Source organism: Streptococcus mitis (assembly GCF_905187535.1).
Lineage (GTDB): Bacteria > Bacillota > Bacilli > Lactobacillales > Streptococcaceae > Streptococcus > Streptococcus mitis_BS.
Genome location: NZ_CAJJIE010000059.1, coordinates 172,660 through 190,268, shown reverse-complemented (window position 1 = coordinate 190,268; position 17,609 = coordinate 172,660). Strand labels below are relative to the sequence as shown.

At 39.8% G+C, this 17,609-nt stretch carries 14 protein-coding genes; 11 read left to right on the top strand and 3 right to left on the bottom strand.

The features are described from left to right. Positions 1–111 precede the first annotated feature (111 nt). The 10 genes from JQ841_RS06720 (at position 112) to JQ841_RS06675 (ending at position 12,801) form a co-directional block, all read left to right on the top strand. Positions 112–2,292 (top strand): PTS transporter subunit IIBC, encoded by a 2,181-nt coding sequence (locus JQ841_RS06720; RefSeq protein ID WP_203180481.1) that lies wholly within the window; start codon positions 112–114, stop codon positions 2,290–2,292. A gap of 51 nt (positions 2,293–2,343) precedes the next feature. After that, the gene (locus JQ841_RS06715) at positions 2,344–3,159 is read left to right on the top strand and encodes an endonuclease/exonuclease/phosphatase family protein (RefSeq protein WP_203180480.1); all 816 of its coding nucleotides are present in this window, start codon (positions 2,344–2,346) and stop codon (positions 3,157–3,159) included. 138 nt (positions 3,160–3,297) lie between these two features. Then, positions 3,298–4,641 carry a DEAD/DEAH box helicase gene (locus JQ841_RS06710; protein WP_004238723.1) on the top strand — a complete coding sequence of 448 codons (1,344 nt, stop codon included), beginning with the start codon at positions 3,298–3,300 and terminating at the stop codon, positions 4,639–4,641. 379 nt (positions 4,642–5,020) lie between these two features. Further along, positions 5,021–6,211 carry a methionine adenosyltransferase gene (metK, locus tag JQ841_RS06705; protein WP_203180479.1) on the top strand — a complete coding sequence of 397 codons (1,191 nt, stop codon included), beginning with the start codon at positions 5,021–5,023 and terminating at the stop codon, positions 6,209–6,211. Positions 6,212–6,301: 90 nt separating this feature from the next. Then, positions 6,302–7,693 carry a peptidoglycan-N-acetylglucosamine deacetylase PgdA gene (gene pgdA, locus JQ841_RS06700; RefSeq protein ID WP_203180478.1) on the top strand — a complete coding sequence of 464 codons (1,392 nt, stop codon included), beginning with the start codon at positions 6,302–6,304 and terminating at the stop codon, positions 7,691–7,693. Between the two features lie 76 nt (positions 7,694–7,769). Beyond that, positions 7,770–8,612 carry an aldo/keto reductase gene (locus JQ841_RS06695; protein ID WP_203180477.1) on the top strand — a complete coding sequence of 281 codons (843 nt, stop codon included), beginning with the start codon at positions 7,770–7,772 and terminating at the stop codon, positions 8,610–8,612. A gap of 268 nt (positions 8,613–8,880) precedes the next feature. Continuing rightward, the gene (locus JQ841_RS06690) at positions 8,881–9,252 is read left to right on the top strand and encodes a GFA family protein (protein ID WP_203180476.1); all 372 of its coding nucleotides are present in this window, start codon (positions 8,881–8,883) and stop codon (positions 9,250–9,252) included. Between the two features lie 35 nt (positions 9,253–9,287). Next, entirely contained in the window at positions 9,288–10,205 is a 918-nt protein-coding gene (glyQ, locus tag JQ841_RS06685; protein ID WP_000038733.1) for a glycine--tRNA ligase subunit alpha, read from the top strand. 259 nt (positions 10,206–10,464) lie between these two features. After that, positions 10,465–12,501, top strand: coding sequence for a glycine--tRNA ligase subunit beta (gene glyS, locus JQ841_RS06680; protein WP_203180475.1), 2,037 nt, complete (start codon positions 10,465–10,467; stop codon positions 12,499–12,501). 42 nt (positions 12,502–12,543) lie between these two features. Then, the gene (locus JQ841_RS06675) at positions 12,544–12,801 is read left to right on the top strand and encodes a DUF896 family protein (protein WP_020903505.1); all 258 of its coding nucleotides are present in this window, start codon (positions 12,544–12,546) and stop codon (positions 12,799–12,801) included. A gap of 115 nt (positions 12,802–12,916) precedes the next feature. Here JQ841_RS06675 and JQ841_RS06670 read toward each other — a convergent pair whose 3' ends face one another. From JQ841_RS06670 to JQ841_RS06660, 3 genes are read right to left on the bottom strand one after another with little or no spacing between them, the layout of a single operon-like run. Further along, positions 12,917–14,161 carry an NAD(P)H-dependent oxidoreductase gene (locus tag JQ841_RS06670; RefSeq protein ID WP_203180474.1) on the bottom strand — a complete coding sequence of 415 codons (1,245 nt, stop codon included), beginning with the start codon at positions 14,159–14,161 and terminating at the stop codon, positions 12,917–12,919. Between the two features lie 18 nt (positions 14,162–14,179). Further along, positions 14,180–14,785 (bottom strand): NADPH-dependent FMN reductase, encoded by a 606-nt coding sequence (locus JQ841_RS06665; RefSeq protein WP_000915951.1) that lies wholly within the window; start codon positions 14,783–14,785, stop codon positions 14,180–14,182. Between the two features lie 59 nt (positions 14,786–14,844). Continuing rightward, on the bottom strand, positions 14,845–15,768 hold the full coding sequence (locus JQ841_RS06660; protein ID WP_203180473.1) for an FAD:protein FMN transferase: 924 nt from the start codon (positions 15,766–15,768) through the stop codon (positions 14,845–14,847). Between the two features lie 308 nt (positions 15,769–16,076). Here JQ841_RS06660 and nox point away from each other — a divergent pair, with 308 nt between their 5' ends. Next, a complete protein-coding gene (gene nox / locus JQ841_RS06655; RefSeq protein WP_000036778.1) occupies positions 16,077–17,456 on the top strand; it encodes a H2O-forming NADH oxidase in 1,380 nt (459 codons plus the stop codon). The last annotated feature ends 153 nt before the right edge of the window (positions 17,457–17,609 follow it).

Sequence of the window (17,609 nt, the reverse complement as noted above, 5' to 3'; positions counted from 1 at the left end):
CTTTTTTTTATAAAAGCCTTTACAAAAAAAATTAAAGTGGTATAATTGAATTATAGAAAGTGCAAACGTTTTCGTAAAACGTTTGCCTAAATAAAAATAAAGGAGATTTGAATGATGAAAGATACATTCAAAAATGTCTTGTCTTTCGAATTTTGGCAAAAATTCGGTAAGGCTTTGATGGTGGTTATCGCGGTTATGCCGGCTGCTGGTTTGATGATTTCAATCGGTAAGTCTATCGTGATGATTAACCCAACCTTTGCACCACTTGTAATCACTGGTGGAATTCTTGAGCAAATTGGTTGGGGGGTTATCGGTAACCTTCACATTTTGTTTGCCCTAGCCATTGGAGGTAGCTGGGCTAAAGAACGTGCTGGTGGTGCTTTCGCCGCTGGTCTTGCCTTCATCTTGATTAACCGTATTACTGGTACAATCTTTGGTGTATCAGGTGATATGTTGAAAAATCCAGATGCTATGGTAACTACTCTATTCGGTGGTTCAATCAAAGTTGCTGATTACTTTATCAGTGTTCTTGAAGCTCCAGCCTTGAACATGGGTGTATTCGTAGGGATTATCTCAGGTTTTGTAGGGGCAACTGCTTACAACAAATACTACAATTTCCGTAAACTTCCTGATGCACTTTCATTCTTCAACGGGAAACGTTTCGTACCATTTGTAGTTATTCTTCGTTCAGCAATCGCTGCAATTCTACTTGCTGCATTCTGGCCAGTAGTTCAAACAGGTATCAATAGCTTTGGTATCTGGATTGCTAACTCACAAGAAACTGCTCCAATCCTTGCACCATTCTTGTATGGTACTTTGGAACGTTTGCTCTTGCCATTTGGTCTTCACCACATGTTGACAATCCCAATGAACTATACAGCTCTTGGTGGTACTTATGAGATTTTGACAGGTGCAGCTAAAGGTACTCAAGTATTTGGTCAAGACCCACTATGGCTTGCATGGGTAACAGACCTTGTAAACCTTAAAGGTACTGATGCTAGTCAATACCAACACTTGTTAGATACTGTTCACCCAGCTCGTTTCAAAGTTGGACAAATGATCGGTTCATTCGGTATCTTGATGGGTGTGATTGTGGCTATCTACCGTAATGTTGATGCTGATAAGAAACACAAATACAAAGGTATGATGATTGCAACAGCTCTTGCAACATTCTTAACAGGGGTTACTGAACCAATCGAATACATGTTCATGTTTATCGCAACACCTATGTATCTTGTTTACTCACTTGTTCAAGGTGCGGCCTTCGCTATGGCTGACGTAGTAAACCTACGTATGCACTCATTCGGTTCAATCGAGTTCTTGACTCGTACACCTATTGCGATTAGCGCTGGTATCGGTATGGATATCGTTAACTTCATTTGGGTAACTGTTCTCTTTGCTGTAATCATGTACTTTATCGCAAACTTCATGATTCAAAAATTCAATTACGCAACTCCAGGACGTAACGGAAACTACGAAACTGCTGAAGGTTCAGAAGAAGCTAGCAGCGAAGTGAAAGTTGCAGCAGGTTCTCAAGCTGTAAACATTATCAACCTTCTTGGTGGACGTGCAAACATCGTTGATGTTGATGCATGTATGACTCGTCTTCGTGTAACTGTAAAAGACGCTGACAAAGTCGGTGATGCAGAACAATGGAAAGCAGAAGGAGCTATGGGTCTTGTCATGAAAGGACAAGGAGTTCAAGCTATCTACGGTCCAAAAGCAGACGTATTGAAATCTGATATCCAAGATATCCTTGATTCAGGTGAAATCATTCCTGAAACTCTTCCAAGTCAAATGACAGAAGCACAACAAAACACAGTTCACTATAAAGGTCTTACTGAGGAAGTATACTCAGTAGCTGACGGTCAAGTTGTTGCTTTGGAACAAGTAAAAGATCCAGTATTTGCTCAAAAAATGATGGGTGATGGATTTGCTGTAGAACCTGCAAATGGAAACATTGTATCTCCAGTTTCAGGTACTGTATCAAGCATCTTCCCTACAAAACATGCTCTTGGTCTTGTGACTGAAGCAGGTCTTGAAGTACTTGTTCACATTGGTTTGGACACAGTAAGTCTTGAAGGAAAACCATTTACAGTTCATGTAGCAGAAGGACAAAAAGTTGCAGCAGGTGACTTACTTGTCACAGCTGACTTGGATGCTATCCGTGCAGCAGGACGTGAAACTTCAACAGTAGTTGTCTTCACAAATGGTGATGTTATTAAATCAGTTAAATTAGAACAAACAGGTTCTCTTGCAGCTAAAACAGCAGTTGCTAAAGTAGAATTGTAATATACTTGAGGTTGGAAGCTGTTTTCCAACCTCTTGTTTTAGGAGAAAAACATGAAATTTTTAACACTCAATACTCATAGCTGGATGGAAAAAGAAGCTGAGGAAAAATTCCAGCTCTTGCTTGAAGATATTCTTGAAAAAGACTATGATTTGATTTGTTTCCAAGAAATCAATCAGGAGATCACCTCGCCAGAGGTAGAGGTCAATGATCTTTATCAAGCTTTGCCAGCAGCTGAGCCTATTCACCAAGATCACTATGTTAGACTCTTGGTTGAAAAGTTATCTGAGCAAGGGAAAAATTACTACTGGACTTGGGCCTATAACCATATCGGTTATGATCGCTACCATGAAGGTGTAGCTATCTTGTCTAAAACACCTATTGAAGCAAGAGAAATTTTGGTTTCAGATGTGGATGATCCAACAGACTATCATACTCGTCGTGTTGCCTTGGCTGAAACTGTAGTTGATGGTAAGGAGCTTGCAGTTGCCAGTGTCCACCTTTCTTGGTGGGATAAAGGTTTCCAAGAAGAATGGGCACGATTTGAAGCTGTCTTGAAAGAATTGAACAAGCCGCTTTTGCTAGCTGGAGATTTCAACAATCCAGCTGGTCAGGAAGGTTACCAAGCTATTTTAGCTAGTCCATTAGGCTTACAAGACGCATTTGAAGTTGCTCAAGATAAAAGTGGTAGCTATACTGTTCCACCAGAAATTGATGGATGGAAGGGGAACACTGAACCCCTTCGAATCGACTATGTTTTTACTACCAAGGAGTTAGCGGTGGAAAATTTACATGTCGTATTTGATGGTAACAAGAGTCCACAAGTGAGTGATCACTATGGCTTGAATGCTATTTTAAACTGGAAATAATGACTGAAAAGAGGTTGGGATTCACAAATTCCAGCCTTTTTTACTAGAGAAGCTACTAGAAATAGCCTAAATAAGTGAGACTACTGAAATGGAATAAAATATGGTATAATTGATAGGATAGATAGAATCGAGGATATTATGTCATTTACGAAATTTCAATTTAAAAAATATATTAGTGAAGCCTTGGAGGAGTTGAAATTTACAACTCCAACAGAGGTGCAAGACAAGTTGATTCCTATTGTTTTGACAGGTCGTGACCTAGTCGGTGAATCAAAAACAGGTTCGGGTAAGACTCACACTTTCCTATTGCCGATTTTCCAGCAATTAGATGAAGCCGACGATAGTGTTCAAGCAGTCATTACTGCACCGAGCCGTGAATTAGCTACTCAAATTTACCAAGCAGCCCGTCAGATTGCAGCCCACTCAGATGTCGAAGTTCGTGTGGTTAATTATGTGGGTGGTACGGATAAGGCTCGCCAGATTGACAAATTGGCAAGTAACCAGCCTCATATTGTTATCGGAACGCCTGGCCGTATTTATGACTTAGTTAAGTCTGGTGACCTAGCTATTCACAAGGCTAAGACCTTTGTGGTCGATGAGGCAGATATGACCTTGGATATGGGATTCTTGGAAACTGTTGATAAGATTGCTGGAAGCCTTCCAAAAGACTTGCAATTCATGGTCTTCTCAGCGACTATCCCACAAAAACTGCAACCATTCTTGAAAAAATACTTATCAAATCCTGTTATGGAGAAAATCAAGACCAAAACGGTCATTTCTGATACCATTGATAATTGGTTGATTTCTACAAAGGGACGTGACAAGAATGCTCAAATTTACCAGTTAACTCAGTTGATGCAACCGTATTTGGCAATGATTTTTGTTAACACTAAAATGCGTGCTGATGAATTGCATTCATATCTGACTGCTCAAGGCTTGAAGGTAGCGAAGATTCATGGAGATATTGCCCCTCGTGAACGCAAGCGTATCATGAACCAGGTGAAAAATCTGGATTTTGAGTACATTGTCGCAACAGACTTGGCAGCGCGTGGGATTGACATTGAAGGTGTCAGCCATGTCATCAATGATGCCATTCCGCAAGATTTATCTTTCTTTGTTCACCGTGTTGGTCGTACTGGAAGAAATGGCCTACCAGGTACGGCTATTACCCTCTATCAGCCAAGTGATGACTCGGATATTCGTGAGTTGGAGAAATTGGGAATCAAGTTTACTCCTAAGATGGTCAAAGACGGAGAATTTCAAGATACCTATGACCGTGATCGTCGTGCCAACCGTGAGAAAAAACAAGATAAACTTGATATCGAAATGATTGGTTTGGTTAAAAAGAAAAAGAAAAAAGTCAAACCAGGTTATAAGAAGAAAATTCAATGGGCGGTTGATGAAAAACGCCGCAAGACCAAGCGCGCTGAAAATCGCGCACGTGGTCGTGCAGAGCGTAAAGCAAAACGTCAAACATTTTAATAACAATTGTTGGAGTGCTGAGCTCCAATTTTTTTATTTATGAGAACGAAATATCTACATTGAAACACTACATTAAAGACTGCAAATTACGCTTAAAAATGGTATAATGATAAAGTTATATAGTCCCGATAAGATGGTAGGCATTTATCACTAATAGTTTTCCTATCAGTACTTTGTAACTCGCAAAGAATGACGGCTCTAAAGTAGTCGCTCGTCATTCAACGGTTGCCGCTATAAGGCGGTCACCCTATGCGCCTTACTAGCTTCAGAAATAAAAAAGTATCGTTTTTATTTCTTTCGCGTCGTAACTCTTAGAAAATGAAAATACCTATCAGTACTTTGTAACTCTATAACACTATTTTTAAGGGGGGACATTTTTATGTCAGAACGTAAATTATTCACGTCTGAATCTGTATCTGAGGGGCATCCAGATAAGATTGCAGACCAAATTTCAGATGCGATTTTGGATGCTATTTTAGCTAAGGATCCGGAGGCGCACGTTGCTGCTGAGACAGCTGTATATACTGGATCTGTCCACGTTTTTGGTGAAATTTCTACAAATGCCTATGTGGATATTAACCGTGTGGTTCGTGATACCATTGCAGAGATTGGATATACCAATACAGAATACGGTTTTTCTGCTGAGACAGTGGGAGTACACCCATCTTTGGTGGAACAATCTCCTGACATTGCTCAAGGCGTTAACGAAGCCTTGGAGGTTCGTGGAAATGCAGACCAGGATCCACTGGACTTGATTGGTGCTGGAGATCAAGGGCTCATGTTTGGATTTGCAGTGGATGAAACAGAAGAGCTCATGCCATTGCCAATTTCACTCAGCCATAAATTGGTTCGTCGTCTGGCAGAACTTCGTAAGTCTGGTGAAATTAGCTATCTTCGCCCAGATGCTAAATCACAAGTTACAGTTGAATATGATGAAAATGACCGTCCAGTACGTGTGGACACAGTCGTGATTTCAACTCAGCACGATCCAGAAGTCAGCAACGAACAAATTCACAATGATGTCATTAACAAGGTTATCAAAGAGGTTATTCCAGCTTCTTACTTGGATGGGCAAACAAAATTCTTCATCAATCCAACTGGACGTTTTGTAATCGGTGGGCCTCAAGGGGACTCAGGTTTGACTGGTCGTAAGATTATCGTAGATACTTATGGAGGCTACTCTCGTCATGGTGGCGGTGCCTTCTCTGGTAAGGATGCGACTAAGGTGGACCGTTCTGCGTCATATGCGGCTCGTTATATTGCCAAGAATATCGTTGCAGCGGGTCTTGCTAAGAAGGCAGAAGTGCAATTGGCCTATGCCATCGGTGTTGCGCAACCTGTTTCTGTTCGTATCGATACCTTTGGTACAGGAACAGTAGCTGAAAGCAAACTTGAAAAAGCGGCTCGTCAAATCTTTGATCTTCGCCCAGCAGGAATTATCCAAATGCTGGATCTTAAGCGTCCAATTTACCGTCAAACAGCGGCTTATGGTCACATGGGACGTACAGATATTGATCTTCCATGGGAACGTTTGGATAAGGTAGATGCTTTGAAAGAAGCAGTCAAATAAAATCTTAAGAGGGGGACTTCCTCTCTTTTTTAATATACTATTTCCTTTAAAATCATTGAAATTATAGCCTTAATTTGATATGATGGTCTTATGGATAAAAGTAGAGCAAATCGTGTTGAGCATGATAAAAAGAGAATCGGTTTAATAGCCCTAGTTGCTATCTTTTCAGTAAGTATTTGTGTCCTTGGTTCAATGATTGGATACAAAATATATACAAAGCAAAGTTTTGAACAAAGGATTGAATCGCTCAAAAAAGAGAAAGATGATCAATTGAGTGAGGGAAATCAGAAAAATCATTTTCGTAAGGGTCAAGCCGAAGTGATTGCCTATTATCCTCTACAAGGGGAGCAAGTGATTTCATCTGTAAAAGAAATCATGACACAGGATATTAAGGAAAATCTGGAAGACAAGGAAAATCTGGTTTTTTATTATGCGGAGAAACAGGATTCGACTTTAAAAGGGATTGTCAACCGAAATGTGATGAAACAAGTCTATGACTTAACTTCGTCAAAAGTTGAAGAGACTGAAAAAACTAGTCTAGCGAAAGTGCATTTGACCGAAGATGGTAAACCTTTTACCCTTGATCAACTATTTTCAGATGCTAGTAAGGCTAAAGAGAAGCTTTTAAAAGAAATCACTTCTTTCTTACAGGATAAGAAATTGGAGCAAGAAAAGATTGATCAGATAGTTAAAGGCTTCTCTGACCAAGACTTGTCTGCATGGAACTTTGATTATAAGGATAGTCAGATTATCCTTTATCCAAGTCAGGCGGTTGAAAATCTAGATGAGATTGCCTTGCCGGTATCTAGTTTCTTTGAAGTTATTCAGTCCTCTTACTTATTAGATAAGGATGCAGAACTATATAAGGCTTATTATGAAAAGAAAAATCGTAAAGTAGTAGCCTTGACTTTTGATGATGGACCAAATCCTGCGACGACAAATCAAGCATTAGATACTCTCTCTAAGTATGGTATCAAGGCAACTTTCTTTGTTTTAGGTAAGAATGTTTCTGGTAATGAAGAGATTTTGAAACGCATGAAAGCAGATGGCCATGTCATTGGAAACCATAGTTGGAGCCATCCAGTGCTTTCAAAACTTTCGCTTGATGACGCTAAAAAACAAATAACTGATACTGAGGATGCGCTAACTAAAGTCCTGGGCTCTAGTTCTAAACTTATGCGTCCGCCTTATGGAGCCATTACAGACGATATTCGCAATAGCCTTGATTTGAGCTTTATTATGTGGGATGTGGATAGTCTGGACTGGAAGAACAAAAATGAAGCAGCGATTTTGACAGAAATTCAACGCGAAGTCAAGAATGGTTCTATTATTCTCATGCATGATATCCATGCTGAGACGGTCAATGCTCTACCGAAGGTTATTGACTATTTGAAAGGCCAAGGTTATGACTTTGTGACCATTCCAGATTTGTTAGATACTCGTCTTAAAGCTCACCAGCTCTACTACGACCGCAATCAATAATACACAAAATCTAAAGAGATAAGTTTTCCTTGAAAATTTGGCTCTTTGGATTTTCTTCTCATAGAAAGGAAAAATAATGAAATCTTATACTTTAAATAATGGTGTTACGATTCCAGTACTGGGATTTGGAACCTGGAAAGCTGAAAATGGAGAGATTGCCTATCAAGCTGTTCTAGAGGCTTTAAAGGCAGGCTATCGCCATATCGATACGGCAGCTATTTATAAAAATGAAGAAAGCATTGGTCGTGCTATTCAAGATAGTGGCGTTCCGCGTGAGGAAATTTTTGTAACCAGTAAACTCTGGAATACAAATCACAACTATGAGCAAGCTCGTCAGGCTTTTGAAGAGTCTTTAGAGAAGCTGGGCTTGGGATATTTGGATTTGTATTTGATTCATTGGCCAAATCCAAAACCACTCAGAGAAAATAACCACTGGAAAATCCGAAATTCAGAAGTTTGGAGAGCGATGGAGGATCTTTACCTAGAAGGCAAAATCCGTGCTATTGGTGTTAGTAATTTTCTTCCCCATCATTTGGATGCCTTGCTTGAAACAGCAAAAATTCTTCCAGCGGTCAATCAAGTTCGTTTGGCGCCAGGTGTGTATCAAGAGGAAGTGGTAGATTACTGTCGAGAAAAAGGAATTTTATTGGAAGCTTGGGGACCTTTTGGTCAGGGAGAACTGTTTGATAGCAAGCAAGTGCAAGAAATAGCTGAAAATCACGGAAAGACTGTTGCTCAAATAGCCTTGGCCTGGAGCTTGGCAGAAGGATTTTTACCCCTTCCAAAATCTGTCACAGCATCTCGTATTCAGGCTAATCTTGATTGCTTTGCAATTGAACTGAGTCATGAGGAGCGAGAAACCTTAAAAACGATAGCTGTCCAGTCGGGTGCTCCACGAGTTGATGATATGGATTTCTAGAAAATCATAAAAAGAATTGTACATTGTGCTAATTTTTGATATAATAGTCAGCAGGAAAGAAAGTCTTATGGCGTTCTTCAAGCGAACTTGGGATAGTGGGAGCCAAGTAGGGCAAAATAAAGAACTGGCGCTTTCTGTAATATTTTTAAAAACAATGAAGTAATAAATTAGGGTGGAACCGCGTTTCTGACGCCCCTAGTCGCAAGGCTTGGGTGTTGAAATTCGGTTCTTTTTGAATTCGTCTAATGCCTAAGTAGAAAGGAGCATAATGCTTAAAGGATCTTGTTTATGTAAAGCAGTGACCTACACTCTAGATGAGGAATTATCGGAATTAGTTTTTTGTCATTGCTCATTTTGTCGGAAAGCAACTGCGTCTGCCTATACAGTTAATGCTAAAGTTAGCAGTGAAAAGCTAGTATTGCATGGAAGAGAAAAGCTTGTTTCCTATAGTTCTTCTCCAGGAAAACAGCGTTATTACTGCCAGAACTGTCATAGTCAAATTTTCACTGTTCAAGAAAATATACCAGAAGTCTGTGTTTTTAAATTAGGTACAATAGATGAATGCGATCAGAATTTACAAACTGTTCCTAAACGTCATATTTTTCAGGACCCAGCTTTTTCTTGGTTGCTTGATAAATAACTTTAAAAAGATAATATAAATTAAAGGAGAAAAGAATGTCTAAGAAATTAACATTTCAAGAAATTATTTTGACTTTGCAACAATTTTGGAATGACCAAGGTTGTATGCTTATGCAGGCTTATGATAATGAGAAAGGTGCGGGGACAATGAGTCCTTACACTTTCCTTCGTGCTATCGGACCTGAGCCATGGAATGCAGCTTATGTAGAGCCATCACGTCGTCCTGCTGACGGTCGTTACGGAGAAAATCCTAACCGTCTCTACCAACACCACCAATTCCAGGTGGTCATGAAGCCATCTCCATCAAACATCCAAGAACTTTACCTTGAGTCTTTGGAAAAATTGGGAATCAATCCTTTGGAGCACGACATCCGTTTTGTTGAGGATAACTGGGAAAACCCATCAACTGGTTCAGCTGGTCTTGGTTGGGAAGTTTGGCTTGATGGGATGGAAATTACTCAGTTCACTTATTTCCAACAAGTCGGTGGATTGGCAACTGGCCCTGTGACTGCAGAAGTTACTTATGGTTTGGAGCGTTTGGCTTCTTACATTCAAGAAGTAGACTCTGTCTATGATATCGAGTGGGCTGATGGTGTAAAATACGGAGAAATCTTCATCCAGCCTGAGTACGAGCATTCAAAATATTCATTTGAAATTTCTGATCAAGAAATGTTGCTTGAAAACTTTGATAAGTTTGAAAAAGAAGCTGGTCGTGCTTTGGAAGAAGGTTTGGTTCACCCCGCCTATGACTATGTTCTCAAATGTTCACATACCTTTAACCTGCTTGATGCGCGTGGTGCCGTATCTGTAACCGAACGCGCAGGCTATATCGCCCGTATCCGTAACTTGGCCCGTGTCGTAGCTAAAACCTTTGTCGCAGAACGAAAACGCCTAGGCTACCCACTTTTGGATGAAGCAACACGAGCTAAACTCTTAGCAGAAGACGCAGAATAGTGAGTAATATTGTGCTCTAAAATCGTTAGAGGCAAGTCGAAGACTTGCTAGAGGGATATGCACCGCCGTACTGTTATGTGGGGATTTTTGAAACCTTAGGTTCAAAAATTAGTCAGCTAAATCCACTTTGATGAGACTGTTGGAAATCTTGATCAATTTAGTATTAGATTTCCATACAGACTCACAAAGTTAGTTAGCGACGTCCCCAGTACCTAAGGTGCATATCAAAAAAGATTGAAGAAAATGTAAAGGAAAAAACATGACAAAAAACTTATTAGTAGAACTCGGTCTTGAAGAATTACCAGCCTATGTTGTCACACCAAGTGAAAAACAACTAGGCGAAAAAATGGCAGCCTTCCTCAAGGAAAACCGCCTGTCTTTTGAAGCTATTCAAACCTTCTCAACACCACGTCGTTTGGCTGTTCGAGTTACTGGTTTAGCAGACAAACAGGTTGATTTGACTGAAGATTTTAAGGGGCCAGCAAAGAAAATTGCCTTGGATAGTGATGGAAATTTTACCAAAGCAGCTCAAGGATTTGTTCGTGGAAAAGGATTGACTGTTGAAGATATCGAATTCCGTGAAATCAAGGGTGAAGAATATGTCTATGTTACCAAGGAAGAAATTGGTCAAGCAGTTGAAGCAATTGTTCCTGGTGTTGTAGATGTCTTGAAGTCCTTGACTTTCCCTGTCAGTATGCACTGGGCTGGAAATAGCTTTGAATACATTCGTCCTGTTCACACTTTAACTGTTCTTTTAGATGAAGAAGAATTTGATTTGGATTTCCTTGATATCAAGGGAGATCGTGTCAGCCGTGGTCATCGTTTCTTGGGGAAAGAAACCAAAATTCAGTCAGCATTGAGCTATGAAGAAAATCTTCGTAAGCAGTTTGTAATCGCAGATCCACGTGAACGTGAGCAAATGATTGTTGACCAAATCAAGGCAATCGAAGCTAAGCATGGTGTACGCATCGAGATTGATGCTGATTTGCTGAATGAAGTCTTGAACTTGGTTGAATACCCAACTGCCTTTATGGGAAGTTTTGATGCCAAATACCTTGAAGTTCCAGAAGAAGTTTTGGTGACTTCAATGAAAGAACACCAACGTTACTTTGTTGTTCGTGATCAAGACGGTAAACTATTGCCAAACTTCATTTCTGTTCGTAACGGAAACGCAGAGTATTTGGAAAATGTCATTAAAGGAAATGAAAAAGTCTTAGTAGCTCGCTTAGAAGACGGTGAATTCTTCTGGCGTGAAGACCAAAAATTGGTGATTTCAGATCTTGTTGAAAAATTAAACAATGTCACCTTCCATGAGAAGATTGGTTCCCTTCGTGAACACATGATTCGTACGGGGCAGATTGCTATTCTCTTGGCAGAAAAAGCTGGTTTGTCAGCGGATGAAACGATTGACTTAGCTCGTGCAGCAGCCATTTACAAGTTTGACTTGTTGACAGGTATGGTTGGCGAATTTGACGAGCTCCAAGGAATTATGGGTGAGAAATATGCCCTTCTTGCTGGTGAAACTCCAGCGGTGGCAGCTGCTATTCGTGAACACTACATGCCTACTTCAGCTGAAGGAGAACTTCCAGAGAGCAAGGTTGGAGCCATTCTAGCCATTGCAGACAAATTGGATACGATTTTGAGTTTCTTCTCAGTAGGCTTGATTCCATCAGGTTCTAATGACCCTTATGCCCTTCGTCGTGCGACCCAAGGTGTTGTTCGTATCTTGGATGCCTTTGGTTGGCACATTGCTATGGACGAGCTGATAGATAGCCTTTATGCATTGAAATTTGATAGCTTGACTTATGAAAATAAGGCAGAGGTTATGGATTTTATCAAGGCTCGTGTTGATAAGATGATGGGTTCTACTCCAAAAGATATCAAGGAAGCCGTTCTTGCAGGATCAAACTTTGTTGTGGCGGATATGTTGGAAGCAGCAAGTGCTCTCGTAGAAGCAAGCAAGGAAGAAGACTTCAAACCATCTGTTGAATCACTTTCTCGTGCCTTTAACTTGGCTGAAAAGGTAGAAGGAGTTGCAACAGTTGATTCAGCTCTCTTTGAGAATGACCAAGAGAAAGCCTTGGCGGAAGCAGTAGAATCACTTATTTTATCAGGATCTGCCAGTCAGCAATTGAAACAACTCTTTGCTCTTAGCCCAGTCATTGATGCATTCTTTGAGAATACCATGGTTATGGCCGAAGATCAGGCTGTCCGTCAAAATCGTTTGGCTATCTTGTCTCATTTAACTCAAAAAGCAGCTAAACTTGCACGTTTTAACCAAATCAATACCAAATAAAATCTGTTAAACGGATTAAATCCTATCATAAAGGAGAGAAACATGGATCCTAAAAAAATTGATCGTATCAACGAGCTTGCCAAAAAGAAAAAAATAGAAGGCTTGACCCCAGAAGAAAAAGTAGAACAAGCCAAACTACGTGAGGAGTACATCGAAGGTTATCGTCGCACTGTTCGTCACCACATCGAGGGAATAAAAATTGTGGATGAAGAAGGAAATGATGTTACACCAGAGAAACTACGTCAGGTACAACGTGAAAAAGGTTTACATGGCCGTAGTCTCGATGATCCAAATTCATAATAAGTATTCTTTCTTTTAACAAGGATAGATAAAATAATAACCAAAAGACTAGCAGACACAAACTGCTAGTCTTTTATCACTTAAAAAGGAACCAAAATGGTTCCTAAAACTATTATTAGTTACTTGCGCCAGATGTAGCGTCTGCGCCACCACCGTGACCTCCAGCATCACCTGCATCAGAAGCTCCAGATGTAGCATCTGCATCGCCGTGACCATGTCCGCTAGCAGGAGCTGCAGCATTTCCACCGACTAGACGTTGACCAGTTGTATTGAGGTACCAGTCAAGCCATGGTTGGAAATTAAAGATGATTTCATTAATTCCGGCATATGAACCATCTGGATAGTACATTGCTTGGTAATTATGGGTATTAATAACGCCTTCTGGTGTTCCTGGCACAATTGTACGGACATATTCTTGGTCCCCATTACGCAATACGCCGACAACCCATTCAACGTTTTTCATTCTAGAATCTGGCAATGTACCGTGTACTGTTCCTAATCTATTTCCTGATTGAGCACGGACACGTTTACCAAACATTGTATCTGGGTCTTGGTGTGCGTTATTAAAGTACAAGAATTGATTATTATCATCTGCAAATGTCAATTCAAATGGCATTGCTTTCAAGAACATGTCAAGTTGGTTAACTGTCAAGATACCGTGGTCTAATTTAACGTAAGTATCTCCAGAAACAGCTCCAACAAGTTCAGCAGCTTTTTCTACCCATTCAGGATCATCTGGATCAACACCTTGGATAGTAGTTGCAATTGAATTTGTACAATATAAATCTTCTGGCTCAATTGGTTTTGGTTTTTTCAATTTTGAAACGACTCCCACATATTTTACAAAGTTGTCCAAGCATGTTTCAAGGAAATTAACAGTTCCTTCATTCGTGATATTTCCATTAACATCAAAAGCTTCTTTAGCTTTACCAAGAAGGAATTCATTTCCTGGAAGAGTGTAGGCATTGACACCTGGAGCGTCAAGAATCTTACGAAGGTGAACTTGGGCACGAGAAGTACCTTGGTCGTAGTAAGAAGCTCCCACAATCATGACTGGTTTGTTTTCAAATGGATGAACCTCGTATGAAAGCCATTCAAGAACTGATTTAAGAGAAGCTGAGATTGTGTGGTTGTGCTCAGGAGTAGCAATAATGACACCATCAGCACGCGTAATTCTGTTATACAAGAGACGCAATTGGAAGCTTTCGTCCCATTTTTCGTCTTGGTTAAACATTGGAACTTCATCAATTTCGAGAACTTCTAATTCAAATTTGAGTTTGAAGTGACGACGGATGAATTCCAAGAGTTTACGGTTATATGATTGATCGTAGTTTGATCCTACAAGTCCAACAAATTTCATTCTTTTTGGTCTCCTATCTTACAAATTTTCCCAGTCAAAGTCTTCAGCATCTTTGCGAAGTAGGGCTTGTGCGTTGCGCAATTTTTCTGTAATTTTTACAAAGATACGGAAGTCGTCAAAAGTGGCATCTAATTTTTTGATAACATCAAGATCCACTAGATCTCCACTTGGATTGAAGGCTTGAAGAGAATGTGAAAGCAAGAATTCATCTGGAAGGACACTTGCTTTGATTTCTGGGGCATTCAAGATTTGGCGAAGTTGTAATTGGGCACGTGATGAACCAAGCGTACCATATGAAGCACCTGTAATCATGATTGGTTTGTTCAAAAGTGGATAGATACCATAAGACAACCAAGCAAGAGCGCTCATCAAAACAGCTGGGATAGAGTGGTCATACTCAGGAGTACCAATAATAACGCCATCTGCCTCTTCAATTTTAGCAGCAATTTCTAAAATTTCAGCAGGTACTTGCTTGTCAGCTGGTTTGTTGAAGACAGGAATGTCTTTAATTTCAACAAGTTCAATTTCAGCTTTTTCAGCAAAGTGTTTTTGCATGTATTGAAGCAATTGGCGGTTTGTAGAACGTTTTGAATTTGTTCCAACAATAGCAATAAGTTTTAACATGAGATTTCCTTTCTCTTTTTACATAATACGATTTTAGAACTCCATTGAAATATCTATTTCTATAGAGTAGGAATTCCTGAAGAACAGCTTAAGTGACCTTCTTTATCGATGAGGATAGCTTCGATGCCCTCTAAACTTTCGACTTGCCAGAGGATAGAAGCAGGTCTTTCTCCAAAAAGACGAGTTGTCCAGATTTCGCCATCGACTGATTTATCAGAGATGATTGTTAGACTAGCTAGTTCCGTTTCAACAGGATAACCTGTTTGACTGTCAAAAATATGATGGTAATCTTTTCCATCGACTGTCAGGTGACGTTCATAAATGCCTGAAGTCACGACAGATTTATTGACAACAGGGATAGTCATTAAGTGATTTCCCCTAGGATTGACTGGGTCTTGAATCCCGATTTGCCAAGGCTGATCCCCTCTTGCCTGATTTTTTCCAATGGTCAGGATATTCCCTCCCAGATTAATTAAGGCAGAAGTCACTCCCTCTTCTCTAAGAAATTGGGCAACCTTATCCGCACTATAACCCTTAGCTAAGCAACCTAGATCAATCTTCATTCCTTTCTGCTTCAAGAATACAGTGGAAGTGGAAGAATCTAACTCGATAGAGTGAGGATTGATTAAAGGTAGAACCGATTCAATTTCTTGAGGTTGGGCCACTTTGGCATCTGAAAAACCGATACGCCAGGTTTGAATTAATGGGCCAATGCTGATATTGAGATGGCTAGAGGGCGCTAGGCTATGCTCTAATCCAAGTGAAATCAGTTCGAACAGGTCTGGATGAACCTTGACGGGGGCTATTCCAGCTTGATGATTGATTTCCATCAACTCAGATTCTTGGCTATTGGCATTGAAGCGGTATTCGAGCTCTCTGAGTAAATCAAAGGATTTCTGGATCAAGCTATCGGCTCGCTCATCTACTAATGAAATAGTGATAGTAGTCCCCATTAGCCGTTCGGAATGTGAACTAAGAGGCAAGCTACCAACTCCTTTCTTTTATGAAAAGAAGACTGAAATATAGTAAATTTATATTAAATTTAACCCCTTACATTTTCTTTTCATGATACTAGCATACCATAAAGTCAGCGTTTTCACAAATAAAATTTGTAAACTTGTCAAGAAATATGCTCAGAAAATAAAGAGTAATTGTAAGAAAGACTGATAAAATACAGATTATTTACATTTTTTTACAAAAAAAACGGGAAAATTAGCTAAACTCTTGTAAACGCTAACAGTAAATGTTATACTAGAAAGGTAAATTTAAAATTGAAGGTAGGAATTTTTCTATGAGTAAAATCGTTGTAGTTGGTGCTAACCACGCTGGTACAGCATGTATTAACACTATGTTGGATAACTTTGGAAATGAGAACGAAATCGTTGTATTTGACCAAAACTCTAACATTTCTTTCCTAGGATGTGGAATGGCCCTCTGGATTGGTGAACAAATTGACGGTGCTGAAGGCTTGTTCTATTCTGATAAAGAAAAATTGGAAGCTAAAGGTGCTAAGGTATACATGAATTCACCAGTTCTTTCAATAGACTATGATAACAAAGTAGTTACAGCGGAAGTTGAAGGAAAAGAGCACAAAGAATCATATGAAAAATTGATTTTCGCTACAGGTTCTACACCAATCTTGCCACCAATCGAAGGTGTTGAAATTGTTAAAGGAAACCGTGAATTTAAAGCAACTCTTGAAAACGTACAATTTGTGAAATTGTACCAAAACGCTGAAGAAGTGATTCACAAATTGTCTGATAAGAGTCAACACCTTGACCGAATCGCCGTTGTTGGTGGTGGTTATATCGGTGTTGAACTTGCTGAAGCCTTTGAACGTCTTGGAAAAGAAGTTGTCCTTGTTGATATCGTTGATACTGTTTTGAACGGTTACTATGACAAAGACTTCACACAAATGATGGCGAAGAACTTGGAAGACCACAACATCCGCTTGGCGCTTGGTCAAACTGTTAAAGCAATCGAGGGTGACGGTAAAGTTGAACGCTTGATTACTGATAAAGAAACTTTTGATGTGGATATGGTTATCCTTGCAGTTGGTTTCCGTCCAAACACAGCCCTTGCTGATGGAAAAATTGAACTCTTCCGTAACGGTGCCTTCCTTGTAGACAAAAAACAAGAAACATCTATCCCAGGCGTTTACGCAGTAGGTGACTGTGCGACTGTTTATGACAACGCTCGTAAAGACACTAGCTACATTGCGCTTGCTTCAAACGCTGTTCGTACTGGTATCGTTGGTGCATATAACGCATGTGGACATGAATTGGAAGGAATCGGTGTTCAAGGATCAAACGGTATCTCAATCTACGGTCTTCACATGGTTTCAACTGGTTTGACTCTTGAAAAAGCTAAAGCTGCTGGTTACAATGCAACTGAAACAGGCTTTAACGATCTTCAAAAACCAGAATTCATGAAACATGATAACCATGAAGTAGCCATCAAGATTGTCTTTGACAAAGATAGCCGTGAAATTCTTGGTGCACAAATGGTTTCACGCGATTCTGCAATCAGCATGGGAATCCACATGTTCTCACTTGCTATCCAAGAACATGTGACAATTGATAAATTGGCATTGACAGACCTATTCTTCTTGCCACACTTCAACAAACCATATAACTACATCACAATGGCTGCCCTTACAGCTGAAAAATAAAATTTGATGAACTATCTGGCCTTAAGCTAAGGTCAGATAGTTTTTTTAGCCAATCTGTACCCACACAATTACGTTTTTTTTATCTTGTACTTCATTTTAATCTAACTTAAAATGAAATGGTAGCTACCAATATAAATAATGAGGATAAAATAA

Excerpts from the sequence above, each read along its gene's own strand:
- JQ841_RS06720 (WP_203180481.1), top strand. The coding sequence starts at position 112 with ATGATGAAAGATACATTCAAAAATGTCTTGTCTTTCGAATTTTGGCAA.
- JQ841_RS06715 (WP_203180480.1), top strand. The coding sequence starts at position 2,344 with ATGAAATTTTTAACACTCAATACTCATAGCTGGATGGAAAAAGAAGCT.
- JQ841_RS06710 (WP_004238723.1), top strand. The coding sequence starts at position 3,298 with ATGTCATTTACGAAATTTCAATTTAAAAAATATATTAGTGAAGCCTTG.
- metK (WP_203180479.1), top strand. The coding sequence starts at position 5,021 with ATGTCAGAACGTAAATTATTCACGTCTGAATCTGTATCTGAGGGGCAT.
- pgdA (WP_203180478.1), top strand. The coding sequence starts at position 6,302 with ATGGATAAAAGTAGAGCAAATCGTGTTGAGCATGATAAAAAGAGAATC.
- JQ841_RS06695 (WP_203180477.1), top strand. The coding sequence starts at position 7,770 with ATGAAATCTTATACTTTAAATAATGGTGTTACGATTCCAGTACTGGGA.
- JQ841_RS06690 (WP_203180476.1), top strand. The coding sequence starts at position 8,881 with ATGCTTAAAGGATCTTGTTTATGTAAAGCAGTGACCTACACTCTAGAT.
- glyQ (WP_000038733.1), top strand. The coding sequence starts at position 9,288 with ATGTCTAAGAAATTAACATTTCAAGAAATTATTTTGACTTTGCAACAA.
- glyS (WP_203180475.1), top strand. The coding sequence starts at position 10,465 with ATGACAAAAAACTTATTAGTAGAACTCGGTCTTGAAGAATTACCAGCC.
- JQ841_RS06675 (WP_020903505.1), top strand. The coding sequence starts at position 12,544 with ATGGATCCTAAAAAAATTGATCGTATCAACGAGCTTGCCAAAAAGAAA.
- JQ841_RS06670 (WP_203180474.1), bottom strand. The coding sequence starts at position 14,161 with ATGAAATTTGTTGGACTTGTAGGATCAAACTACGATCAATCATATAAC.
- JQ841_RS06665 (WP_000915951.1), bottom strand. The coding sequence starts at position 14,785 with ATGTTAAAACTTATTGCTATTGTTGGAACAAATTCAAAACGTTCTACA.
- nox (WP_000036778.1), top strand. The coding sequence starts at position 16,077 with ATGAGTAAAATCGTTGTAGTTGGTGCTAACCACGCTGGTACAGCATGT.